The sequence below is a fragment of the Dyadobacter fermentans DSM 18053 genome (genome assembly GCF_000023125.1).
Lineage (GTDB): Bacteria > Bacteroidota > Bacteroidia > Cytophagales > Spirosomataceae > Dyadobacter > Dyadobacter fermentans.
In genome coordinates this window covers 5,340,183-5,362,819 of the sequence record NC_013037.1, presented here as the reverse complement: position 1 = coordinate 5,362,819, position 22,637 = coordinate 5,340,183, and the positions used below count along the sequence as shown (strand labels likewise).

The window sequence follows — 22,637 nt, the reverse complement described above, 5'->3', positions numbered from 1 at the left end:
CAACTTAACGAATAGCTATGGAATTTTTAACTCAGTTCATTGATGTCTTCCTTCATCTGGACAAGCATTTGTTCAATATTGTGGAAGAATATGGTACACTCACTTACGTCATTCTGTTTCTAATTGTATTTACCGAAACCGGCCTGGTAATCATGCCGCTGTTACCCGGCGACTCGCTGCTGTTCGCTGCGGGCGCCATCGCTGCCAACGAAACCACCGGCCTGAATGTGTGGCTGATCATCATTATCCTCATTATTGCAGCATTGCTTGGCGATAATGTCAACTATTTCATGGGTAAAACGTTCGGCGGCCAGATCAAGAAACGCGAGAAAATCCTGTTCCTCAAAAGGGAATACCTCGAAAAGACGGAGGCGTTTTACGAAAAACACGGCGGCAGCACCGTTATCATGGCTCGTTTTATTCCCATCGTGCGCACAGTGGCACCTTTCGTAGCCGGCGCGGGAAGCATGAACTATTCGAAATATATCATTTTCTGCATCCTGGGCGCATTGCTTTGGGTTCCCTCGCTGACTTTGCTTGGCTACTTCTTTGGAAATATGGAAGTTGTTAAACAAAACTTCGAACTAGTCATTTTCGGCATCATCGGAATTTCAATCCTTCCAATGATTTTCTCCTACCTGAAAACCCGCTTCGCAAAGCCGAGCGCGGCTTAAAGACTTCGGCTGTCGGCTATCGGCTATCGGCTTTATTTGTTGTGATATTTTCTACGAATGAGTCGTCCTGAAATAGGTTGACAGGTTTTATAATGATCCCAGTTGCTTCTGTGACTGGGATTTTTGTTTGTAAATGTATTCAGGTGTTTGCATTTGTAAGGACAGATGTGGTCTGTAATTGTTGTAAAGCTGAACGGCTTCATCGACCAGATGACCTGCCAGTTTCCTGGAAGGTAAAATATTTCCTAGTCCAAATTCTTCCTTCATCGTTTTGTTCATCCTTTCTGCTAATGCATTCTCGTATGGGTCAGAGTTTTCGGTCATGCTGATATTGATATGGTTAAACCTCGCAATACTGGTGTATTCGGCACTACAATACTGTAATCCTCTGTCAGAATGATGGATAAGACCTTCAAGTCCATTCATACTGCACTTAACAGCCATTTGGAAAGCCTTTTTCATTTCAACCGCTTCCATATTATCAGCAATTGCATAGCCCATTATTTTCCTGCTATATGCGTCTGTTACCAGGTTTAGGTAGCAATTCCCTTCATCGGTTTTCAGGTAGGTGATGTCACTTACCCATAGCTGGTCGGGCCTGGTTACCTTCAAATCTTTGGCCAGGTTTGGATACTTTCTAAGCCAGTGTTTTGACATCGTTGTTTGCACATATCTCCGCTTAGGAACGATCAGCATCCTATGTTTTCGCATTAAATCAAACAGTTGATCACGCCCGAACCTGATTTGGGATGCGCTTAGGGACTCCCTGAGCTGATGATAAAGCTTTCTGGTACCCAAACGTGGCAAAAGCTTTCGCTCTCGTTCAACCAAGGTCTTCACTTGTGATTCTCGTTGCACCCGTAACTGTGCTGATTTACAATGTTTATAAAAGTACTGGCGGCTATAACCCAGTACTTTCGCTACGAATCCGACGGGGAGCCGCTCTCTTTTTGAGCCTGATCCGCAGCTTCTGACAACAGGCTCAAATACTTTTTTCTGATGTCGGTACCAAACTGGCTGTCAGCAATATCGATGGCCGTATTAAGCACATGTTTTTCCTGTTCAAGCCGTTTCAGCTTCCTTTCCAGTTCCCGGATCTTTTTATTGGGTGTGTCTTTTTTCATGGTTTCAGATTCTTTCCAATCTAATCTACCATGTTTTCTGAGCCAAACCAAAACAGTACTCCTTCCCTGAATGCCATGCCGGAGCTGGGCTTGCTTGTAGGTCAACTCACCTTTTTCGACTGCATCCACAATCGATAGTTTGAAGGCCAAACTGTAATCTTTCTGAGTACGCTTCTTGTAACACTTAAAGTCTTGTTCTTCCATTAGTTGACTTTGATTGTGTCAACCTATATCAGGACGGGACAGAAGTATAAAAAGATAAGGCGTCGCAAGTGAATGCGACGCCTTATCTTTTACTATAATAAAAAGGTTCGACTGCCGATAGCCGACAGCCGAAGTACATTTAAGATCTCGAATAATTCGGTGCTTCTTTCTGGATCATGATATCGTGCGGGTGGCTTTCCTTCACACCGGCCGAAGTGATTTTCACGAACTGTGCATTCTGCAACGATTCGATATCACCTGCGCCGCAGTAGCCCATTCCCGCTTTCAAACCGCCTACCATCTGATAAATGATCTCGGAAACTTTGCCCTTGAACGGTACGCGACCCACGATACCTTCCGGAACCAGTTTCTTCACATCGTCCTCAGCATCCTGGAAGTAGCGGTCTTTCGAGCCATCTTCCATCGCTTCCACAGAGCCCATCCCGCGGTATGCCTTAAATTTACGTCCTTCATAAATCACCACCTCGCCCGGTGCTTCATCGCTACCAGCGAGCATCGAGCCGATCATGATGGTGCTTGCTCCGCCGGCCAATGCTTTGGTCATATCGCCGGAGAAACGGATACCGCCGTCAGCGATAACCGGAACGCCAGTGCCTTTCAGTCCTTCCGCTGCCCACATCACGGCGGTCAGCTGAGGAACGCCGATACCCGCGATGATACGCGTTGTACAAATGCTGCCAGGGCCCACACCCACTTTCACCGCATCCGCACCGGCTTCTGCCAATGCTTTTGCCGCTTCGCCGGTTGCCACGTTTCCAGCGATCACGTCCAGTTTCGGGAATGCTGCTTTGATGGATTTCAATGCATCGATCACGCCTCTGGAATGTCCATGAGCGGTGTCGAGGCTTACCACGTCCACACCGGCTTTCACCAGCGCTTCCACACGTTTCAGCACGTCGGGCGTAACGCCGATGGCCGCACCTACGCGCAGGCGGCCGTATTCGTCCTTACATGCATTCGGGTGTGATTTGCGTTTCAGAATGTCCTTGTAGGTGATCAGGCCCGTGAGACGGTAGTCTGCATCTACGATAGGAAGTTTCTCGATTTTGTATTCTTGGAGGATTTTCTCTGCGTCGTCGAGCGACAGGCCTTCCGAAGCCGTAACGAGGTTGTCCTTCGTCATGATTTCGGTTACCGGCTTGGCCATTTCGCGTTGGAAGCGAAGGTCGCGGTTGGTCAGGATACCCACCAGTTTGTGATCCTTGTCGATCACCGGGATACCTCCGATCTTGAACTCGCGCATGATCTGGTGTGCCTCGCCAAGGGTCGCGGTGTCGAGTAGCGTGATCGGATCGAGGATCATGCCGCTTTCCGAACGTTTTACTTTTCTCACCTGCTCAGCCTGCGCTTCCAGGGACATGTTTTTATGGATTATTCCGATACCACCTTCCTGAGCCATGGCAATGGCCAGTTCAAATTCCGTTACCGTATCCATAGCAGCCGACACAATAGGAATGTTCAACTCGATGTTACGGGTAAGCTTGGTTTTTGTTGATGTGTTACGAGGCAGGACTTCTGAATAACCGGGGATTAACAGAACGTCGTCGTAGGTGAGTGCCTCGAAGAGGACTTTGGATGGGTCTGTGCTCATAGCAAATAAACTATTGTTATTTGCCGGGCAAAATTAATAATAAGTTCTGAGTAAATAAAATCGAATTGTATTTTTTTTATGACACCAGCACCCGCACTTTTTTAATGCGCTTCTTGTCGGCCGACTGAACCTTGAACGTCACTTCCCGATGCGTGGCAATTTCGCCGGTGCGTGGAAGTCGTGAAAACAGCTCCAACAATAGCCCCGCCAAAGATTCGCTATTGCCTCTTACTTCATCAAAATAGTCGGTTTCAAGGTTAAGCAGGCGGCAAAGGTCATTAATCAGCACCTTTCCTTCGAAGACGTATGTGTGCTCGTCCACCTGCGTGTAGTTCACTTCCTCGTCTTCGTCATATTCATCATTAATGTCCCCGAAAATTTCTTCGATAATGTCTTCGAGTGTGATCAGCCCGCTCGTTCCGCCGTACTCGTCCACCACGATAGCCATATGCACCCGGCGGTTCTGAAAATCCTTCATCAGGTCGTCCAGGCGCTTACTTTCGGGAATGAAATAAACGGGCCGGAGCAATTTTTGCCAGTTAAAGTGCTCGTCGAGGTGAATGTGCGGAAGCAAGTCTTTTACATTCAGGATACCTTCAACGTGATCCAGGTCGTCCCGGTAAACCGGCACCCGCGAGTACCCCGATTTATTGATGCGGTCCATCAGTTCATGGAAATCCAGCTCAATATCGAATGCGGTGATCTGCACGCGTGCCTGCATAGCCTTGCGCGCAATAGTTTGCCGGAAATTGGCCAGGCCACGGAGCAAATCGGTTTCTTCTTCGCTTTCCGCTTTGGCTTCGAGCATTTCGGTGGTGATTTCCGCACCTTCGGGCGTAAGCACACCAAACGAATAGCCTAGCTTCATTACCGGCTGTGTGAGGGGCTTGCATATTTTGATAAGGAATTGCGTCAGCCCGGACAGTTTCGGAATGAGCTCCTGGGCTTTGCGTGCGCTGTTGTAACGGACCATCGCATCGAGCCAGATCCAGACAACGACGAACGCCAGGACCGCCCACCGGACTATTTCCATATTCCCCGCCTGCATTTGCAGCCACGCCAGACGCGCCGCCAGCACCAATGCGAACAAGGTAATGCCGCGCTGCACCAATGACAACGCCAACTGTTGAATACGCGTAGGAAGTTGGTTTCCGCCTTCCGCCTTGCGTTCCCAGGGATTTTCCATCGCACCGGAAGCCGCATAAGCCGCCCTGATGCCGGAGAGGAACAGGGATATCAGCAAAAAAACTATTACAAGAATGAGGTCGTAGGGAGCCAGGAAATCAAAGGGTATGATCACCCCTGCCAGAGTGGTTTGCGTACTTTTCTGGGGAAAATCGATCCCCGTACGCGTTCGGGCAAGCGGGTCGTCACTGTCTTCTGTTTCTTTCACGAAATGTCAGAAAATGTTCAAAATAGGTATTCAAGCAGCTAAATGTAGCGAATCCCGCTTATAAACTGTATCAATTCAGGAATAAATACATTTTGAAGCGGGATTCGTCACTATCTTAGTCGGAGTGCATCAGAACGGCAAATCGTCGTCGTCGTTGCTGCCGGCTGCCATCGATGGCGGTATCGGGTCCGACGGTCGCGGGCCGTTGTTGGAGCGCGGTGCATTGCCCGATTGCTGGTAACCGCCTTGCTGGCCTCCCTGGTTGTAATCGCCGCCAGAATTGCCGCCGCCTGACGGACCGCCGCCCGACGGACCGCCCAGTAATGTCATACTGTTCGCGCGGATGGTTACTCCGGTGCGCTGCTGGCCTTCCTTGTCGGTCCAGGTGTCCGTGCGGATACGTCCTTCGATGTACACCTGGTTTCCTTTTTTAAGGTATTTCTCGGCTACTTTGGCCAATCCTTCCCAAAGCTCGATGCGGTGCCATTCGGTATTGTCTACACGCTCACCGTTTTTGTTGGTGTAAGTTTCCGTGGTCGCGATATTGAATTTCGCCACAGCGGAACCGCTTTCCAGGTAACGAACCTCCGGATCGCTGCCCAGGTTGCCTATCAGAATTACTTTGTTAACGCTTCCTGCCATTGTCTTTTATTGCGGTTTATGTTTGTTGCAACTTTAAATATAGGCATATTCACCGAAAGATTTCTGTTAAATATCCTGCTCGGTAATCTTGCCGGTTGCCTTGTCTTTCAGGATCAGTTTGTTCCGCCCGTCGTGTGTTACCTCCTGTTTGATGAGGTAATGCGTTTCATTATACGAAACATAGTTGGAAGGCTTTTCCACCCCCTCGCGGCCGCGCCACACGGGCAGTTCCACCTTCTCCCAAAGCTTCGATTTCGCCGATTTGTACGCCGCGTCGATGACCGCGTTTACAATGTAGCCGTCATAGAAAGTCTCCGCAGGCTCGTTACCCTTTTCCACAGAATTGAACATATCCGTAAACATGTGGTTATAACCCAGATCGTTCACTTCGTCCCCAACCGGAAATAGCCATCCCGTGTTGCTTTCGGCTTTTTCGGCTACGTATTCCTCGCCGGCGCCGTCGGGGTTCTGGCCTGTGGTGAACATTTCAAAACCGGTCCTCAAAAAGTTGTTGATCCAGATCGTGCCTTCCGTCCCCATCACTTCATCCCGCAAATCCATCCCGCCGCGGAACGTCCAGCTTACCTCAAACTGCCCGATTGCGCCGTTTTCATATTTAACCAATGCGATGGCATGGTCCTCGGCGTCGATCGGTTTCACCTGCGTATCCGCCCAGCACATTACTTCGACGGGTTTAATGTCCTTCCCGATAAAATTCCGCGATATTTCAATGCAATGGCAGCCCAGATCCAGAATGCACCCGCCGCCGGCCTGTTCGATGTCCCAAAACCATTCGCTATGCGGCCCCGGGTGAGCCTCGCGCGATTTGGCCCAGATAATGCGGCCCAGCGAACCGTTTTTCACACTTTCGAGTGATTTCAAAAACTTCGGCGTGTAACAAAGATCTTCCAGGTAACCGGCAAAAATGCCCGCCTCTTCCACGGCTTTCAGCATTCTTAGCGCTTCCGCCCCATTCCGCCCGAGCGGCTTGGTGGATACGACGGCCTTTTTATGTTTGGCGCAAAGCATTACCGCTTCTTCATGCACATTGTTCGGCAATGCAATGCAAACCATGTTCACATCGGGATGGGCTATCACCTCTTCCATGTTCGACGACCAGAAATCGCAGCCATAATCATCCGCAAATTTTTTGGCGCTTTCTTCCCGCCGCGCGTAAATGGCCACGACGCGGTCGCGACTGCGCTGTCCGTGAATGGATTCCGCATAAAAACGGCCGATAAAGCCCGAGCCGAGCATTGCGATTTTCTGCATAAATGATTCTTGGTTAAGGTTTGGTAGGATATCGACACTCAGTTGGTCTTCACTTCATTCTCCCAGCCGGTGGATTTCAATGCCGGATCGTCCTCTTTTTTAAGGAAATCGGCATTTTCAAACGATTGGGCGTTCCATTCGAGCAATGCGTGATCGGGCACGATGGAAACCGGCACGCGCCACGATGTGGACGTTTCGGCGTAGGCGATGTTGGATTGCGAGTTATAGCAGGAAATCAGCGACCAACGCGGATGATCGGACAAGTTGGCTTCCGAGCGGTGCATGAGGTTGCTGTGAAAAAACAATGCGTCGCCTGGCTCCAATTCGCAGTAAACAAGGTCCATTGTTTTCAATGCGTGGTTCACCATTTCCATGTCGGCACCCACCTGCTCGCCCGCAAAGCCGTGGTTTACCCGGCCCATTTTGTGCGAGCCTTTAATGACCTGCAAACAGCCGTTTTCCTTATTAGCAGGCGTCAGCGCGATCATCACGCTCATGAGCTGATCGGGGAAAATGAATTGATTTTTATACCAATAACCATAATCCTGGTGCCATTCCCACGCGCCGCCAACCTTAGGCTCCTTTTGCATAAGCTTGGTATGAAAATGACAAACCTGGCTTTCTTCCTGCAACAGCTGCCACACCGAATTGACCATTCGCTCGCTCCGGATCAGATATCCGAAAACGTCGTCGCCGGGCGTAAACCAGAGCGAAAGCTTAGTTTTCTTGCCCGACTGATCGTTCAGGTCCATTGCATTCTTCTGCATGATCGAGTTTTCGAGTGCGGTATGATATAGTTTCTCAATTTCCTCCGTCGAAAACAGGCTTTTTACCACAATGTAGCCATCGCGGTTATAGTCGGCGATCTGGCTGGCATTCAAACTGAAACTTCCCATGACTGAATCCCATTAAGTGTTTAGTACAAAAATATATTAGTTAAAACACAATCCTATCCGTTATCAGTCGCCAAACCGCTAACTAAATTCGAAATGATCAGGCGGTTAGAGATAGTTTTCCTCGCGCAAAACCGTATCAATCAGAATAGGTTTTGGCAGCACTTCCACTTCCTTATCATCGTAAAAAGCCAATCCGGGGGGCAAATCTATCCGTTCGGTTTCCGGAATTTCCAGCCACCAGAATCGTACCTGCAAGCGCTGGTGGGTCAGGATGTGGGAATATACTTTCGGGACCTCCTGTATTGTTCCTTTTGAAAGCAGGTTCTGGAAGATGGGTTCAGGGATGGTCAGGTGATCAAGTGTGGTAGCCGGTGTCCGGGTTTCAATCAGGTAAAAATCGTATAAGCCAGACCAGATATCGCGGGCAAGACGCTCATGCATGGCGAGTCTGTTTCCTTGCCTAATGATGAAATAGTTCAGAAAACGGTGCTTAATGGTCAACTTTTTGATCTTCACCGGCAACTGCCCCTGCATGCCGTGTTCATAGGCGAAACAGCGGTCATTGAAAATACAAGCCGCGCAGTTCGGCGACGCCGGTACACATTGTAATGCACCGAACTCGATCATCGCCTGGTTGTAGGTCGCGGGATCGTCCTTCGGCACCAGCTGCCTTGCCAGGGCCGCAAACTCCTTCTTTCCCTCATTGCTAAGCATGTCGGCCTGTATCCCGAAAATGCGAGCCATCACGCGGTACACATTGCCGTCAATCGCCGGCACCGCCTCATTGAATGCAAACGATGCTATGGCCGCCGCGGTGTATTGCCCGAGCCCTTTCAGTTTCAAAAGCTTTTCCGCACTTTCAGGAAACCGGCCGTTGTAATCTTCGACCACCTGACGGGCAGTGAAATGCATGTTCCGTGCGCGGGAATAGTACCCCAAACCCTGCCATAGCCGGAGCACATCGCGCTCATCGGCCGCCGCCAGGTCGAATACGGTCGGATATTGCTCTGTAAAACGCTCGTAATAAGGCAGCCCCTGCGCCACGCGGGTCTGTTGGAGGATCACTTCCGATAACCAAATTTTATATGGATCTTTGGTTTCACGCCAGGGCAAAGGGCGGTGACTTTCAAGATACCAGGATTTCAGTCTTCTGTTAAAATCGATCACCCCGAAATCCTGGGGTAACCTATTATTTTCACTTATGTGCACTGTTTTTTAATGAATTATATAAAAAAGGGGAAGATCATCCTTTTAAGTTTTATTAAAATTACCGTACCTTTGTGTTCCCAAAATTTACAGGAGTAAGTAAATTAATGAAATAATATCCACTTAAAGTAAACAATCAAAGTGACTAAGGCAGACGTAATCGCACAGATTTCTGAGAAAACAGGCGTAGACAAGGGCGACGTTCAGCAAACGCTAGAATCGTTTTTTACCGTGGTAAAGGACTCACTTTCTGATGGTGAGAACCTTTATGTAAGAGGTTTCGGTAGTTTCATCAACAAAAAACGTGCGCGCAAAGTAGCCCGCAATATTTCGAAGGGAACTTCCATGATTATTGACGAGCACTTTGTACCAAGCTTCAAGCCTGCAAAAGTTTTTGTTGAGCAGGTAAAAGAAAGTGACAAACTAAAAGCAGTCGCTGAAAAGTAATTTACCTCAAAAAGGTTGGGTTATAAGAGTATGAAAAAGTCCATTATCCTTTCTTGTGTGCTTGCAGTTGCGCTCGTGGGAACGTTGTTTAGCCTTCCCAAAGTCGTTGTGAACAACAAGGGCAAAGATGTGGACACAGAAAGGAGCCAGTCGGCGGCCGCTGCAAGTGCGACGGAAACAGCAGCTGAGCCCTCTTCCAAATCGCATGATGGAGCCGCTTTATCCCCTGATCAACAGAAAGTTGTGGATCAGCTGAGGAGCGGCTTCAATCAGGCGGGTGATAAGGACAAGGTTGCTGCGGGCATTAAGCTTTCGGACGAATTTGAGAAGCTGCAAAAATTTGACAGCGCCGCATTCTATGCCGAGAAAGTAGCCCTGCTCTCCCCTGCGGACGAAAACCTGATGCGTGCGGGCGACCGCTACTACGAGGCATACGGCTTTGCGGTGGACGAGCAGAAATCTAAAAACCTGGGTGCCAAAACCCGCGAATATTACCAAAAAGCAATTGACCAGAATCCTGGCCTGCTGGCTGCAAAAGCCAATATGGCGATGACTTACGTGAACACCGAAAACCCGATGCAGGGTATTATGATGTTGCGCGAGGTGATCGACGCAGATCCTACCAACGAATTGGCATTGTTCAATCTGGGGATCTTGTCCATGAGGTCTAATCAATATTCAAAAGCTGCTGACAGGTTCAGACAGATTTTAACCAACAATCCCGCCAACACGAAAGCCAAGTTTTACCTGGGCGTTTCACTGGTCGAATTGGGTGACAAGGAACAAGCAAGCAAAGTTCTGTCGGAGGTTAAAAAGGAGGAGAAAGATCCGGCAATCCAGCAAGCGATCGGCGAGTTGGAAGGTCGTCTGGGTAACTGATCATCAGATCATTAAGGAAATACATTACTTATTTTATAAACGACATAATCATGCCTTGCGGAAAAAAGAGAAAAAGACATAAGATCTCCACTCACAAGAGAAAGAAAAGACTCAGAAAAAACAGACATAAGAAGAAATAATTGGCTATGACCGGGTTTTAAGCATTTAAGATCCGGTCATCCTTATTCCCCACGTTTGTATCCCGCTAACAGTCTGATATGCGGGGAGTTAAGTATCAACATTATCGAGCCATTCAGTTGGTTGAACATTGAGTAACGAATTACTAATCAATTCTACTCAAAAGGGAGAGCGTATAGCCCTTTTGCAGGATAAACGTCTTTTAGAATATCACGTAGAAACACCGGATCAGAGCTTTACCGTGGGTGACATTTACCTGGGTACAGTTCGAAAGCTGGTGGCAGGGCTCAATGCTGCCTTTGTTGACGTCGGTTTTGAAAAGGATGCATTCCTGCATTACCTCGATTTGGGGCCCAATATCAACTCGCTGAATAAGCTCACCAAGGATGTAATTGCCAAGCGCGCGCATTCCGGAAACTTGAAGAATTTCAAGATGGAGCCGGAAATCGAGAAGCTTGGAAAAATCGATAAAGTCCTTTCCAAAAACCAGCCAATCCTCGTCCAGATCGTTAAGGAGCCAATTTCTACAAAGGGCCCCAGACTTTCCTGCGACATCTCGATTGCCGGCCGGTATATTGTACTTGTCCCATTCTCCAATTCAGTCAACCTGTCCAAAAAGATCACCGACAAGCAGGAACGCAACCGCTTGCAACGGCTGATGTCTTCCATTAAGCCTCAGAACTTCGGGGTGATCATCCGTACCGTAGCAATGGGCAAGGATGTGGAAGAGCTTAACAAGGACTTGCAGGATTGCCTCGACAAGTGGGAGAATGGTATCAAAGCACTGAAAGACGCCAAGCCACGCGACCGCGTGATCGGTGAAATGAACCGTGCATCCTCGATTATCCGCGACATGCTCAACGAGTCCTTCGATAGCATTACCGTGGATTCGAAGGAGGTTTATGACGATATCAAAGCTTACATTCACAACATTGCGCCGGAAAAAGAGAACATTCTGCGCCTGCACAATGGGAAGAACAAGCTGTTCGAACAATTCGGCCTGGAAAAGCAGATCAAATCTTTGTTCGGCCGTTCGGTAAGCCTTCCAAATGGCGGTTACCTGATCATCGAGCACACCGAAGCATTGCACGTGATCGATGTCAACAGCGGTAACAAATCCAATTCCGAAGAGGATCAGGAAGCTACTGCATTGAGTGTCAACCTCGAAGCGGCCAAGGAAATTGCCCGCCAGCTGCGTCTGCGCGATATGGGCGGCATCATCGTTGTCGACTTTATCGACATGAAAAAGGCGGAGAACAAGCGCACGCTGTTCGACGTTATGCGTGATGAAATGAAGGGCGACCGGTCGAAATACACCGTTTTGCCACTTTCAAAATTCGGTCTACTGCAAATCACGCGTCAGCGCGTAAGGCCGGAAATGAACATCGTAACCCGCGAAACCTGCCCTACCTGCGGCGGTACGGGCACGATCCAGGCGAGCATCCTCGTATCCGACGTGATCGCCAACAACCTCGATTACATTCTCACCAAGCAGAACGAGCGCGGCATTACCATTTCGCTCCATCCGTTCCTGCATTCGTATTTTACCAAAGGCCTCATTTCAGAGCAGGTGAAATGGTTCTTCCATTACAAAACCTGGGTGAAACTGATCAAAGACTCGTCGCTGGGCGTGGTGGATTTCAAATTCCATAACCGCTATGGGGAGGAAATTGAGATCGTGCCGGTGAACTGACGGTTGTCAGGTCTGGTCAATCTTGGTCATAGATTGTCATTTGTAGTAAGGCCCTGTTATCAGGTCGTTACTTTCCTCTCCAGATTGGTTCCCGCTTTTCTTTGAAGGCTGATGCTCCTTCTTGGGCGTCTTCTGTTTTCAGGAGTTCATCTAGTTTGCTTTTTAGGAATGTATGCTGTTCATTTTGAGGAATTTTCTTCAATTCCTGTAAACTTCGCATTCCTGATTGAATCGCCAGCGGCGCGCTGTTGCAAATCTGATTGGCCAATGCACTCACTTCGTCTGCTATCCTTTCCTTTTCCGCTAAATGCGTGATCAGCCCCATTTCCAGCGCTTCTTCCGCGGAATAAGCTTTTCCTATAATCGACATTTCCAGAATTTTCCTTTCCGATAAAATCGGCGCGAGCGACGCCATCACCTGCATCGGCCAAATGCCACGTTTCACCTCAGGCAAACTGAAAGTAGCCTCCGGCACACTAAAAACGAATGTGCAGCCGCATATCATCAGAAATCCGCCCGCCAGCACCGGCCCTTCCACCTGCGCAATGCAAGGTTTGAGCAGTTCGTTAAATGCATCCCCCATTCGTGCCTCTTCGTGTATTCGTGGCAATGAAACATTTTCTATGTTAGCAGCAGGATCATGAAAAGCATTCAAATCAGCGCCAGCGCAGAAAACCGGCCCTTCCGCTTTCAAAACCACGCACCGGACATCCGGTTGATAATGCGCATAGGCCAATGCATAAACAATCTCTTCCGCCATCGTAGGCGTAAATGCATTGCGCTTTTCAGTCCGGGCCAATGTGATGGTAAAAAGATGTCCGGCCTTTGCAGTTTTGATGTGCAAAAACCGGACGTTATCAAAAGCTTGAATGTCTTCTTCGGAGTAGAATCGCATGCCAAAACCAGGTTAGTTCGCTTTGGCAAGTATAGCAAATTATCGGGTCACCACGCCCTCTACCATTTTAATATACTGCGCAATCCCCTCTTCAATTTCATGCAGGTAAATGAATTCATCCGCGCTATGCGAGCGTGCGGAATGCCCCGGACCCATTTTGAGAGAAGGACAATCGAGCAATGCCTGGTCGGAAGTGGTGGGTGATCCGTACGCATTACGGCCCAGTTTCAAACCTTCCAGTACGATCGGATGGTCCATTGGAATGCTGGATGGCCGCAAGCGGATCGAGCGCGGTGTTACTTCCGACTGGATATTCGTCTTGATCTCCGAGATAACCTCTTCCAAAGTATACTGATCCGTCACCCGCACGTCGATCGTGAATGTGCAGGCGTCAGGCACCACATTATGCTGCGTACCCGCATTGATAATCGTCACCGACATTTTGATCGGGCCGAGTGTTGGAGACACTTTGGGAAACTTGTATTCCGTAATCCACTGAATGTCCTTCAACGCCTTGTAGATCGCATTATCGCCTTCCTCGCGCGCCGCGTGGCCGGAAACGCCTTTTGCAGTGCAATCCAGCACGAGTAAGCCCTTTTCTGCTACGGCCAAATGCATTTCGGTCGGCTCGCCTACGATGGCAAATGCGATTTCGCCCAATTCCGGCGCTACGATTTCGAGTCCTTCCTTACCTGAAATTTCTTCCTCAGCGGTGGTGGCGATGGCGATATTATAGGTGATATCTTCTCTTTCGTAGAAATGAACGAATGTTGCGATCAATGATACGAGGCAACCGCCAGCGTCATTACTTCCCAAGCCATACAGTTTTCCATCCTGCTCAATGGCCCTGAACGGGTCCAGCGTCCACGACTTATTGGGCTTCACCGTGTCATGGTGCGAGTTGAGCAGCATCGTGGGCTTGCTCGCATCGTAATGCTTGTTGAAAGCCCAGAGATTATTCTTTTTGGTATGAAAAGGGATGTTCTTGCCGGTAAAAAAATCAGCCAGGATTTTTGCCGTATTTTCCTCCTCTTTGCTGAATGAAGGTGTCTCGATCAGGCTTTTCAACAATGCGATGGCCTCTGCGGACAGCGTTTGTATGTTTTCCGAAGTGCTATTTACCATCTTACCTGTCCGTCTCCTTTCACAATCCATTTCTCAGTCACCAGTTTTTCCAATGCAAATGGGCCTCTGGCGTGCAGTTTCTGCGTTGAAATACCAATTTCTGCCCCCAATGCAAATACGCCGCCGTCGGTAAAGCGGGTAGAAGCATTGGCATATACCGAAGCTGCATCTACCTCTTTCAAGAAGGTTTCAATCGCATCCTCATTGGTGGAAATAATGGCTTCTGAATGCCTGGAAGAGTAGTTTTCAATTTGTTTCAATGCATCCGACAAGTCATCCACGACCTTAACCGAGCATTTAAAATCCAGAAATTCTTTGCCAAAATCATCATCGCTGGCATGCTGTAAATACGGATATGCCGCTTTTTGAAGAATATCATAAGATTCCTCATCGGCGAAAACCTCCACATTCCATTTCACAAAACCTTCCTTCAATCTGGGCAAAAACTCGCCTGCCACCGCACGATCCACCAAAACAGTGTCCAGCGCATTGCAAGCCGAAGGTTTCGACACCTTCGCATTCACTACGATCTCAGCGCCTTTATCAAGGTCGCCTGTTTTTTCAATGTAAGTATGGCAAACGCCCGCGCCAGTCTCAATGGTAGGCACCAATGAATTCTGACGAACAAATTTGATCAACCCTTCCGAGCCGCGTGGAATGATGATATCCACATATTGGGTGGCCGTCAACAGCTCGCCGACAAACTCACGACCGGTCGGCAGCAAAGTCACAGCCGCCGCAGGTACACCGAACTCGCCCAATGATTCTTGAATAAGGCTTACCAGGTAATTATTGGAGTTTTGCGCTTCCTTACCGCCTTTGAGTACACATGCATTCGCAGAGCGCAGGCACAGGGAAGCCACGTCGATGGTCACGTTCGGGCGCGATTCATAAATAACGCCCACCACGCCCAGCGGCACGGCGATTTTTTTCAGAGAAAGCCCCTGTTGAATGGTTTTTTCGACAAATACCTCGCCCGTCGGGTCCGGGAGTCCGGCTACCTCAACCAGGCTTTGCGCCAGTTCGTTGATCCGCTTTTCGTTCAGCAGCAGGCGGTCCTTTTTCGGGTCGGCATCATCCATTAAAACCAGATCTTTCCGGTTTTCGGCGATGATGTTTTCGGCATTGGCCAGAACGCGGGCCGAAAGGTTGATCAGCAGATCAGCCCTTTGCCTGTCCGACAGCCGGCGAACGGCCACTGAGGCCTCCCGCGCTTCCTTTAATTGAGGTACAATCGATTCCATTATAACAAAACTATATCATTGGCATGCGCCACTTCAAAATTCACTGTTTTCAGGTTGCTGCGGATCGCCGAGGAAGTTTCCCGCGCCCGCGCGACGGCGATCATTTCGTCATCCGGCGAGTATATTTCAATGATTTCACCCGCTTCAAAATCGCCCGTTACTTCGGTGACACCCACCGCTAGCAAACTTTTACGCTTCAATAATGCTTTCGACGCGCCTTCATCCACACGCAATGTGCCGGATACAAGCCCGCCGCTTCCCAGCCAGCGGTTACGCGCCGATAATGTGCTTTTGCCCGGCGTAATCAATGTCCCTGCTTCGCCTTTCAATGCATTCAGCAGCTCATTTTGCTGATTCATGCCAAAAATCACCACGCGGATTGCCATTCTGGAAGCCAGCTTGGCAAAAGTCAGCTTGGACGCCATTCCTCCGAGGCCGAGGAAAGATTTATCAGTCCTGACAAACTTGAAAACCTCGTTCACATTGGATACGTTCCGCAGGATTCGCCCCTCTTCATCCAATAACCCGCCCACAGACGTGCAGAACATGAGCGATTCAGCCCCAAAACCGACGGCCAGTAATGTGGCCAGCTCGTCATTATCCGAAAATTTCAGCTCACGGTCGCTTACCACGTCGTTTTCGTTCACGATCGGGATAATGCCGTTCGACCAGAGTTCTTCAAAAGTCTCTTTGAGTTGCAGGAATTTATTACGGTTCGCGAAATGCTGCCGCTCGCAAAGGCTTTGCGCAATGTAAATATTATTCGGGGCGAAATAGGAAGCATACAGGCCGACGAGCAGCGGGTTACCAACCGACGCGGCTGCCTTTCGCTGCGTCATTGTGCCTTTGTAATCATTGATATAGGCCTTTCCAGCTCCCACCGCACCCGATGAAACGATGATAATGCGGTATTGCGAATGGATTTCCGAAACCTGCCGGGCTATTTCCGAGATGATCCTGACATCAGGTTCACCCGAAGTAAGCGTGATAGAGGCCGTCCCGAACTTTATGACGAGAATAGGTTTTGACACTTTGGGATTCAAATAAGCGGTGCCATTTCCGGCACCCGGTAATCAATCTGGCGGCAAAAATACTTCTTTTCAGGCGAAAACGGATGCTACGCACGTCACCGAGGCGCATTTGGCATATTATAATTCGCTTAAAACAGCACCGTTGAACCTCCTCCTGAGCTTTAATGCTTTGTGAAGCTGGTCGAGATATTCGTCCCGCGGGACCTCGATGGCGCCGTAACGAAGCACATTATCGTTAATAAACTGCGTGTCCAGCAAGGCAAACCGGTTCATTTTCAAGATCTGTATTAAATAGTGAAATGCGACTTTCGACGCATTACTCTCGATCGTAAACATTGATTCACCAAAAAACACCCCATTAATGGAAACCCCATACAATCCACCCACAAGCCGGCCCTCGCGCCATGCCTCCACGCTATGCGCATAACCGAGCTCATGCAATGCGGTGTAGGAAGCAATGATTTCCTCCGAAATCCACGTCCCCGGCTCGCTCGCCCGAGGGAGCGCACATCCGCGCATGACGCCCTCGAAATCCGTGTCGATTCGGATGTCGAAATGCTTTTTATTGATTACCGGCCGGAGTGATTTGGATGGTTTGTAAGTGTCGATAGGAATAACTGCCCGCGGATTGGGCGAGTACCAATAAATAGTACCATCGGCCTCGGCCATCGGGAATATGCCGTTGATATAGCCGTTGAGGAGGTCGTCGGTACTGATTGCAGACATGAAAGCCACTGAATTAGGGAAAAATATTGTTGATCGAAGTGGGAATAGTACAAAATCGGGCAGTCCCGAAAGCGTCGTTTTTCCGAAAGTTTACCGTTCAAAACGAACCATAAAAATATATCTTCTGTTTCTTTGCTGTAAGATTTTTTTTTTGAAAATTTGCAGCCTCTTAGACGCACAAGCAAGTCAATGAATCACAACGGCATACATACAGTTCTGCATACTACGCCTTTCCGATTCAGGTCCCCAAGGACCGCATAATCTCTTTTTACCTACGTGGTAAATATCTAATCCCCGCAATTTTCTTACAATTTCTAGACGTCCCATCGTTTTTCTCTGGGTTAGTTAATTATTGTCTTGAACATTTTGTCAGCATAGTCATCAATGAAAAATACCGAAGTAGTGGGCAGTAAGTTTATCGTACAGACTGCCAATGAAAATCATCTCCATTACGCCGAACAAATCTGCGCGGAAATGGAGGAGAGCGCCAAAAAGCGTGGTACCGGTATAGCCAAACGTTCGCCAGTGTATATTATGGAGAAAATGGTGGAAGGAAAAGCCATCATTGCCACCACGGACACAGGCGAATGGGTAGGGTTTTGTTACATCGAAACCTGGGAGCATGGAAAATTCGTGGCGAATTCGGGGCTGATCGTTCATCCCGACTTCCGCAACAGCGGCATGGCGAAAGCTATTAAAATGAAAGCATTCGAACTGTCGCGGCAAAAATATCCCGATGCCAAAATTATCGGTATCACGACGAGCCTTCCGGTGATGAAAATCAACTCGGACCTGGGCTACGAGCCTGTTACATTCAGCGAACTGCCCGCCGACGACGCATTCTGGAAAGGCTGCGCGAGCTGCGTGAATTACGACGTACTCACCCGGACCAACAGAAAGCATTGCCTTTGCACAGGTATGATGTACGATCCGGAAGATAAGAAAAACACGGCGAGCACCGCTACTACCAGCGGTACTGAGCACGAAAGCCATACCTGGGATTTTTTGAAGGAATCGAGCCTTTACGAGCGCTGGATGCGCATTAAGCAACGCATTTTGCTGCGAAGGGAAGAACGCGCCAAAAAGAAAAACGCCGGGGCCGTGCTGGTACACTAATGTGCCGCACACTTTGATAGATATCGTATCTCATTTTTAATACCCCGCCCGGCAACCGAAAAGGACTGCGGCGGGGTATTTTTTGTAAAAGTCAATGAGCAGGCGGTCAGCAGCTTTTCCCGGTTTGGGAACGCGATTCCGGCAAACTTGCGTACTTTTGCGGTCAGTATGAGGATATACACACGCGGCACACTACGAACATTTTGGGACCATCATCCGGACGCGAGGCCGGCGCTGGAATTTTGGCATGACGCTGTCGAGAAAAACAGCTTCCAAAACCCTAACGAAGTGATCCGGTTTTTCAAGAATGCCGATACAGTCGGAAACAGTCGGATTGTGTTTAATATCACTCATAACAAGTACAGGCTGATCGCGAAATTTGAATACGAAAGGCAACTGGTTTTTGTGAGGTTCATAGGAAGCCACAAGGAGTACGACAAGATAACAGACATTAAGAATATCTAGCAGATCACAGATAATGAAAGCATTAGCAATCAATATAGATGAGATCACCATCAAGCCGATCACCAGCCAGGCCGATTTCGAGGAAGCCGGAAAAGTGATTGAGGCACTGATGGACGCCGATCTGCTGGAAAACGAGACGGAACGTAAAAAGGCCCTGGATATCCTGGAAGCCATCACAGTTCTGGCGATCGATTATGAGAAAAAGCATTATCCAATGCCGAAACCCGATCCGATCGAAGCGATTAAGGAGCGCATGGAGCAGTTGCATTTGAGCAGGAAAGACGTTGCTCCGTACTTCGGTGGTGAAAACAGGGTTTCAGAAGTATTGAATAAAAAACGAAGCCTGACGATCAAGATGATCAGGGAAATCAGTAAGAATCTGGGCATACCGGCAGAAACACTGCTGGCAGCCAGCTGAAATTTGAATAGTTAACAATTATAGAATCAGTATCCATACCATTAATATAATGTCACAGCCCAAAGTAGTATTAGCGTTTTCAGGGGGACTTGATACCTCCTTTTGTGTAAAATATTTAGCCGAAGACAGAGGTTATGAAGTGTACTCGGTTTTGGTTGACACCGGTGGCTTTTCGGACGAAGAGCTGAAAACCATCGAAGCGAATGCCTATGCTTTGGGCGTGAAGCAACATGCCACGATTTCCAAGACCAAGGAATATTACAATGATTGTATCAAATACCTGATCTTCGGCAACATCCTCAAAAACAATACTTACCCGCTTTCCGTAAGCGCCGAGCGTATTTTCCAGGCGGTGGCAGTGGCTGAATATGCCAAAGAAATCGGTGCGAGTGCGATCGCGCATGGCAGCACGGGAGCCGGTAACGACCAGGTTCGCTTCGATATGGCATTCCGCATTATCGTTCCGGATGCCGAGATCATCACCCCAATCCGCGATTTGAAACTTTCCCGCGAGGCTGAAATTGAATATTTGACCGCCAAAGGCGTGGCCCGCGACTGGACAAAGGCTGCATACAGCATCAACAAAGGCCTTTGGGGCACATCGGTGGGTGGGAAAGAAACTTTGACCTCAGACCAATACCTGCCGGAATCGGCATGGCCTACCCAAATCACCAAAACAGAACCCGAGCGCGTTACTTTGGAATTTGCAGGTGGTGAATTGAAAGGCGTTGCCGGTGAGGCATTTGAAAACTCGGTAACCGCTATTCAAAAATTGGCGGAAATCGCTCAGCCATTCGGAATCGGTCGGGATATCCACGTGGGTGACACGATTATTGGTATCAAAGGTCGTGTTGGTTTTGAAGCAGCCGCTCCGCTGATCATCATCAAAGCGCACCATACACTTGAAAAACATGTTTTGACAGAGCAGCAATTGTACTGGAAAGAGCAGCTTGCCAACTGGTATGGCAGCTTACTGCACAAAGGGCAGTTTGTAGAGCCGGTAATGCGTAATATCGAAACATTCCTGGGCGATACGCAATCACATGTGACTGGTAAAGTCCATATTTACCTTGCCCCACACCGCTTCCATGTAGAAGGTATCGAGTCGGCATTTGATCTGATGTCATCGAAATTCGGCAGCTATGGTGAGATGAACAATGCTTGGACTGGTGATGACGTGAGAGGCTTCTCAAAAGTGGCTTCGAACCAGGTGATGATTTATGGAAAGGTGAGTGATTCGGTAAATCAGTAATTGAAAATATGACCAAAATAGAACTTCAAAGTCAAATCCAAAGGAAGGTCCAGGGATTACCTGCCGACGTTCTTCAGGAGCTTTATGACTATCTGGAAGCTATTTTGGAAAAAAGAAAACAGCAGTCCGACTTAAAAGACGGATTGCAAGAATGGTGGAACGGCATTGCCGATTTTTCTGATGACTTTTTAACTCAACGTGTCCAGCCCCCACTCGGCAGAGATAGCGATCTCGTCCATTGTGGTAGCGGAGTTATGGTATGGCGTAGAGAAGAGTCAACTGAAAGAGCAAAACCGGGCAGCTGAAAGAGCAAAACCGGGCAGCCTTAGAAGCGTTTCTCCGATCATTTACCGTACTGGATTTTGATACGTACGCAGCCAAAGCATATGCTTCCATTCGCGCGGATCTTGAAAGTAAAGGAAAAATCATTGGAGCAAACGACCTGCTGATTTCGGCCCATGCATTGAGCCACGGGTTAATCCTGGTCACCAACAATGTCAAAGAATTTGAACGGGTTGGTGGCTTACAAATTGAAAACTGGATTACAAATGAGTAACATTAATATAGGCATCATAGGCGCCGCTGGGTACACCGGCGGTGAGCTGATCAGAATCCTGGTCAACCATCCGAATGCACACATCGCATTCGCGCATAGCAAAAGCCAGGCGGGTAAGCCGGTTTACGCCACGCATACTGATCTGCTGGGCGATACGGAGTTGATTTTCACAGGCGACGACATCCAGCCTTTGCTGGATCAGCAAGGCTTGAATGCAATTTTCCTCTGCTCCGGCCACGGCGAATCGAAGAAGTTTCTGGACGAATACCAATTGCCGGAAACGGTGAAAGTGATCGACCTGAGCACGGATTTCCGTAATGAATCGAATGGCTTTGTATATGGCTTGCCTGAGTTGCAAAAAGAAGCGATTAAAGGTGCGACTAAAATCGCTAACCCCGGCTGTTTCGCAACGAGCATCGAGCTGGCTGTTTTGCCACTGGCAAACGCAGGTTTGATCCGGGACGATGTGCACGTGAGCGCCGTTACTGGCAGCACAGGCGCCGGGCAGGCATTGAGCGCAACCACGCATTTCACGTGGCGGAACAACAATATGTCGATTTACAAGGCATTCACGCACCAGCATTTGACGGAGATCAAAATGACTTTCGGCAAGTTGCAGGCCGGGTTTGACCAGAAGGTGAACTTTGTGCCGTACCGCGGCGATTACACACGAGGCATTATTGCCAATGTGTATACGCGCTATGAAGGTACTTTGGAAGAAGCCAAGGCACTTTACAAAGATTTTTATGCCTCGCACCCGTTCACGCACGTAAGCGACACGCCGATTGATTTGAAGCAAATTGTGAATACCAACAAATGCTTCGTCCACCTCGAAGTGCACGACGGCCAGCTGCTCATCACCAGCATTATCGACAACCTCACCAAAGGCGCGTCGGGACAAGCGGTGCAGAATATGAACCTGCTGTTCGGCTTGCCGGAAGATGCAGGCCTGCGATTGAAAGCGCCGGCGTTTTAAATAGAGAGTAAGTAGTTTGAGTTCGGAGTGTAAACGATACGATTGCTATGAACGATTTAATTCAAACATATAACCAGCTGAGCGATGTACAGCAAAAGCAACTCGTTGCCTTTGCTAACCTGCTCCTGCTTAAACAGAAAGCCAAAAAGCCAACTGGAAACCTGGCCGACTGGAAAGAGAAAATCGCCAACGTCTCCACTTGGAGCGAAGAGGACATCGAAGCACTCGAACAAAATGCTAAACATCTGAATGCATGGAGAGTACAGGGTTGGTAATTGATACCGGAATATTCATCGAGTATTTGCGGAAACCGGAAAAATCAAAGACAATCCTGGCGTCATTACCAAACGACGCTTCGCTTTTTGTTTCGGCTGTAACAGTTTATGAATTGATGATGGGAGCAACCAACGATCAAAAGAAGAAGGACGTTCAAACCCTTCTTGACGGAATTTCAATCCTGCCGTTCGACGAGGAAGTTTCTCTGAAAGCGGCAGAAATTTATCATAACCTGCGAAGGCGTAACCTGATGATTGAATTCCGGGACATATTTATCGCTGCCACAGCCATCATTTTCCAATTGCCAATCAAAACCTTGAACAAGGACCATTTTCAACGAATCGAAACATTGGAACTGGCCTGATAAACTACCAATA

At 48.6% G+C, this 22,637-nt stretch carries 26 protein-coding genes; 13 read left to right on the top strand and 13 right to left on the bottom strand.

What is annotated here, in order from left to right; all coding sequences use genetic code 11:
• Positions 1–17: 17 nt before the first annotated feature.
• Entirely contained in the window at positions 18–674 is a 657-nt protein-coding gene (locus DFER_RS22145; RefSeq protein WP_015813886.1) for a DedA family protein, read from the top strand.
• 87 nt (positions 675–761) lie between these two features.
• Here DFER_RS22145 and DFER_RS22140 read toward each other — a convergent pair whose 3' ends face one another.
• From DFER_RS22140 to mutY, 8 genes are all read right to left on the bottom strand, one after another.
• Positions 762–1,586 (bottom strand): IS3 family transposase, encoded by an 825-nt coding sequence (locus DFER_RS22140; protein WP_041734881.1) that lies wholly within the window; start codon positions 1,584–1,586, stop codon positions 762–764.
• 8 nt (positions 1,587–1,594) lie between these two features.
• Complete coding sequence (locus DFER_RS22135) at positions 1,595–2,002, bottom strand: IS3 family transposase (protein ID WP_015811369.1); 408 nt, start codon at positions 2,000–2,002, stop codon at positions 1,595–1,597.
• 139 nt (positions 2,003–2,141) lie between these two features.
• The gene (gene guaB / locus DFER_RS22130; protein ID WP_015813885.1) at positions 2,142–3,614 is read right to left on the bottom strand and encodes an IMP dehydrogenase; all 1,473 of its coding nucleotides are present in this window, start codon (positions 3,612–3,614) and stop codon (positions 2,142–2,144) included.
• A 76-nt stretch (positions 3,615–3,690) separates the two neighbouring features.
• The gene (locus DFER_RS22125) at positions 3,691–5,007 is read right to left on the bottom strand and encodes a transporter associated domain-containing protein (protein WP_015813884.1); all 1,317 of its coding nucleotides are present in this window, start codon (positions 5,005–5,007) and stop codon (positions 3,691–3,693) included.
• Positions 5,008–5,136: 129 nt separating this feature from the next.
• Positions 5,137–5,649, bottom strand: coding sequence for a single-stranded DNA-binding protein (locus tag DFER_RS22120; RefSeq protein ID WP_015813883.1), 513 nt, complete (start codon positions 5,647–5,649; stop codon positions 5,137–5,139).
• A 66-nt stretch (positions 5,650–5,715) separates the two neighbouring features.
• Entirely contained in the window at positions 5,716–6,921 is a 1,206-nt protein-coding gene (locus DFER_RS22115) for a Gfo/Idh/MocA family protein (RefSeq protein WP_015813882.1), read from the bottom strand.
• A gap of 38 nt (positions 6,922–6,959) precedes the next feature.
• Positions 6,960–7,817, bottom strand: coding sequence for a phytanoyl-CoA dioxygenase family protein (locus tag DFER_RS22110; RefSeq protein WP_015813881.1), 858 nt, complete (start codon positions 7,815–7,817; stop codon positions 6,960–6,962).
• A 105-nt stretch (positions 7,818–7,922) separates the two neighbouring features.
• Complete coding sequence (gene mutY, locus DFER_RS22105; protein WP_015813880.1) at positions 7,923–8,930, bottom strand: A/G-specific adenine glycosylase; 1,008 nt, start codon at positions 8,928–8,930, stop codon at positions 7,923–7,925.
• A gap of 234 nt (positions 8,931–9,164) precedes the next feature.
• Here mutY and DFER_RS22100 point away from each other — a divergent pair, with 234 nt between their 5' ends.
• The 3 genes from DFER_RS22100 to DFER_RS22090 all read left to right on the top strand — a co-directional run bounded on the left by DFER_RS22100 (position 9,165) and on the right by DFER_RS22090 (position 12,180).
• Entirely contained in the window at positions 9,165–9,470 is a 306-nt protein-coding gene (locus DFER_RS22100) for an HU family DNA-binding protein (RefSeq protein WP_015813879.1), read from the top strand.
• A gap of 30 nt (positions 9,471–9,500) precedes the next feature.
• Positions 9,501–10,349, top strand: coding sequence for a tetratricopeptide repeat protein (locus DFER_RS22095; protein ID WP_015813878.1), 849 nt, complete (start codon positions 9,501–9,503; stop codon positions 10,347–10,349).
• Between the two features lie 268 nt (positions 10,350–10,617).
• On the top strand, positions 10,618–12,180 hold the full coding sequence (locus DFER_RS22090) for an Rne/Rng family ribonuclease (RefSeq protein ID WP_015813877.1): 1,563 nt from the start codon (positions 10,618–10,620) through the stop codon (positions 12,178–12,180).
• A 67-nt stretch (positions 12,181–12,247) separates the two neighbouring features.
• Here the strand turns inward: DFER_RS22090 and DFER_RS22085 are convergent, their stop codons facing one another.
• The 5 genes from DFER_RS22085 to aat all read right to left on the bottom strand — a co-directional run bounded on the left by DFER_RS22085 (position 12,248) and on the right by aat (position 17,201).
• The gene (locus DFER_RS22085) at positions 12,248–12,940 is read right to left on the bottom strand and encodes an enoyl-CoA hydratase/isomerase family protein (protein WP_229206078.1); all 693 of its coding nucleotides are present in this window, start codon (positions 12,938–12,940) and stop codon (positions 12,248–12,250) included.
• A gap of 174 nt (positions 12,941–13,114) precedes the next feature.
• The gene (locus tag DFER_RS22080) at positions 13,115–14,200 is read right to left on the bottom strand and encodes a M20 family metallo-hydrolase (protein ID WP_015813875.1); all 1,086 of its coding nucleotides are present in this window, start codon (positions 14,198–14,200) and stop codon (positions 13,115–13,117) included.
• Positions 14,194–15,444, bottom strand: coding sequence for a glutamate-5-semialdehyde dehydrogenase (locus DFER_RS22075; RefSeq protein ID WP_015813874.1), 1,251 nt, complete (start codon positions 15,442–15,444; stop codon positions 14,194–14,196). The genes DFER_RS22080 and DFER_RS22075 overlap by 7 nt, the downstream gene beginning before the upstream one ends.
• A complete protein-coding gene (gene proB, locus DFER_RS22070; protein WP_041736588.1) occupies positions 15,444–16,475 on the bottom strand; it encodes a glutamate 5-kinase in 1,032 nt (343 codons plus the stop codon). The genes DFER_RS22075 and proB overlap by 1 nt, the downstream gene beginning before the upstream one ends.
• Positions 16,476–16,592: 117 nt before the next feature.
• On the bottom strand, positions 16,593–17,201 hold the full coding sequence (aat, locus tag DFER_RS22065; RefSeq protein ID WP_015813872.1) for a leucyl/phenylalanyl-tRNA--protein transferase: 609 nt from the start codon (positions 17,199–17,201) through the stop codon (positions 16,593–16,595).
• Between the two features lie 384 nt (positions 17,202–17,585).
• Here aat and DFER_RS22060 point away from each other — a divergent pair, with 384 nt between their 5' ends.
• From DFER_RS22060 to DFER_RS22025, 9 genes are all read left to right on the top strand, one after another.
• Complete coding sequence (locus DFER_RS22060; protein WP_015813871.1) at positions 17,586–18,317, top strand: GNAT family N-acetyltransferase; 732 nt, start codon at positions 17,586–17,588, stop codon at positions 18,315–18,317.
• A 168-nt stretch (positions 18,318–18,485) separates the two neighbouring features.
• Positions 18,486–18,782 (top strand): type II toxin-antitoxin system HigB family toxin, encoded by a 297-nt coding sequence (locus DFER_RS22055; RefSeq protein ID WP_015813870.1) that lies wholly within the window; start codon positions 18,486–18,488, stop codon positions 18,780–18,782.
• 13 nt (positions 18,783–18,795) lie between these two features.
• Positions 18,796–19,200, top strand: a complete 405-nt coding sequence (locus tag DFER_RS22050; RefSeq protein ID WP_015813869.1) for a helix-turn-helix domain-containing protein — start codon at positions 18,796–18,798, stop codon at positions 19,198–19,200.
• A gap of 49 nt (positions 19,201–19,249) precedes the next feature.
• Positions 19,250–20,452: an argininosuccinate synthase gene (locus DFER_RS22045; protein ID WP_015813868.1), complete on the top strand. Its 1,203-nt coding sequence runs from the start codon at positions 19,250–19,252 to the stop codon at positions 20,450–20,452.
• Between the two features lie 8 nt (positions 20,453–20,460).
• Positions 20,461–20,757, top strand: coding sequence for a DUF2281 domain-containing protein (locus DFER_RS30375; protein ID WP_041735412.1), 297 nt, complete (start codon positions 20,461–20,463; stop codon positions 20,755–20,757).
• Entirely contained in the window at positions 20,754–21,008 is a 255-nt protein-coding gene (locus DFER_RS30955) for a type II toxin-antitoxin system VapC family toxin (protein ID WP_083769153.1), read from the top strand. The genes DFER_RS30375 and DFER_RS30955 overlap by 4 nt, the downstream gene beginning before the upstream one ends.
• Positions 21,001–21,984, top strand: coding sequence for an N-acetyl-gamma-glutamyl-phosphate reductase (argC, locus tag DFER_RS22035; RefSeq protein WP_041736584.1), 984 nt, complete (start codon positions 21,001–21,003; stop codon positions 21,982–21,984). The genes DFER_RS30955 and argC overlap by 8 nt, the downstream gene beginning before the upstream one ends.
• 47 nt (positions 21,985–22,031) lie before the next feature.
• A complete protein-coding gene (locus tag DFER_RS22030) occupies positions 22,032–22,259 on the top strand; it encodes a hypothetical protein (RefSeq protein ID WP_015813866.1) in 228 nt (75 codons plus the stop codon).
• Positions 22,238–22,624 carry a type II toxin-antitoxin system VapC family toxin gene (locus DFER_RS22025; RefSeq protein WP_015813865.1) on the top strand — a complete coding sequence of 129 codons (387 nt, stop codon included), beginning with the start codon at positions 22,238–22,240 and terminating at the stop codon, positions 22,622–22,624. Before DFER_RS22030 ends, DFER_RS22025 begins: the two co-directional genes overlap by 22 nt.
• The last annotated feature ends 13 nt before the right edge of the window (positions 22,625–22,637 follow it).

What these genes read in the sequence shown, in the direction of transcription:
- argC (WP_041736584.1), top strand. Translation starts at nt 21,001, where the DNA reads ATGAGTAACATTAATATAGGCATCATAGGCGCCGCTGGGTACACCGGC.
- aat (WP_015813872.1), bottom strand. Translation starts at nt 17,201, where the DNA reads ATGTCTGCAATCAGTACCGACGACCTCCTCAACGGCTATATCAACGGC.
- DFER_RS22120 (WP_015813883.1), bottom strand. Translation starts at nt 5,649, where the DNA reads ATGGCAGGAAGCGTTAACAAAGTAATTCTGATAGGCAACCTGGGCAGC.
- DFER_RS22145 (WP_015813886.1), top strand. Translation starts at nt 18, where the DNA reads ATGGAATTTTTAACTCAGTTCATTGATGTCTTCCTTCATCTGGACAAG.
- DFER_RS22075 (WP_015813874.1), bottom strand. Translation starts at nt 15,444, where the DNA reads ATGGAATCGATTGTACCTCAATTAAAGGAAGCGCGGGAGGCCTCAGTG.
- DFER_RS30375 (WP_041735412.1), top strand. Translation starts at nt 20,461, where the DNA reads ATGACCAAAATAGAACTTCAAAGTCAAATCCAAAGGAAGGTCCAGGGA.
- DFER_RS22025 (WP_015813865.1), top strand. Translation starts at nt 22,238, where the DNA reads ATGGAGAGTACAGGGTTGGTAATTGATACCGGAATATTCATCGAGTAT.
- DFER_RS22095 (WP_015813878.1), top strand. Translation starts at nt 9,501, where the DNA reads ATGAAAAAGTCCATTATCCTTTCTTGTGTGCTTGCAGTTGCGCTCGTG.
- DFER_RS22110 (WP_015813881.1), bottom strand. Translation starts at nt 7,817, where the DNA reads ATGGGAAGTTTCAGTTTGAATGCCAGCCAGATCGCCGACTATAACCGC.
- DFER_RS22050 (WP_015813869.1), top strand. Translation starts at nt 18,796, where the DNA reads ATGAAAGCATTAGCAATCAATATAGATGAGATCACCATCAAGCCGATC.
- DFER_RS22085 (WP_229206078.1), bottom strand. Translation starts at nt 12,940, where the DNA reads ATGGCGGAAGAGATTGTTTATGCATTGGCCTATGCGCATTATCAACCG.
- DFER_RS22080 (WP_015813875.1), bottom strand. Translation starts at nt 14,200, where the DNA reads ATGGTAAATAGCACTTCGGAAAACATACAAACGCTGTCCGCAGAGGCC.
- DFER_RS22030 (WP_015813866.1), top strand. Translation starts at nt 22,032, where the DNA reads ATGAACGATTTAATTCAAACATATAACCAGCTGAGCGATGTACAGCAA.
- DFER_RS22135 (WP_015811369.1), bottom strand. Translation starts at nt 2,002, where the DNA reads ATGGAAGAACAAGACTTTAAGTGTTACAAGAAGCGTACTCAGAAAGAT.
- DFER_RS22045 (WP_015813868.1), top strand. Translation starts at nt 19,250, where the DNA reads ATGTCACAGCCCAAAGTAGTATTAGCGTTTTCAGGGGGACTTGATACC.
- DFER_RS22055 (WP_015813870.1), top strand. Translation starts at nt 18,486, where the DNA reads ATGAGGATATACACACGCGGCACACTACGAACATTTTGGGACCATCAT.
- DFER_RS22060 (WP_015813871.1), top strand. Translation starts at nt 17,586, where the DNA reads ATGAAAAATACCGAAGTAGTGGGCAGTAAGTTTATCGTACAGACTGCC.
- DFER_RS22115 (WP_015813882.1), bottom strand. Translation starts at nt 6,921, where the DNA reads ATGCAGAAAATCGCAATGCTCGGCTCGGGCTTTATCGGCCGTTTTTAT.
- guaB (WP_015813885.1), bottom strand. Translation starts at nt 3,614, where the DNA reads ATGAGCACAGACCCATCCAAAGTCCTCTTCGAGGCACTCACCTACGAC.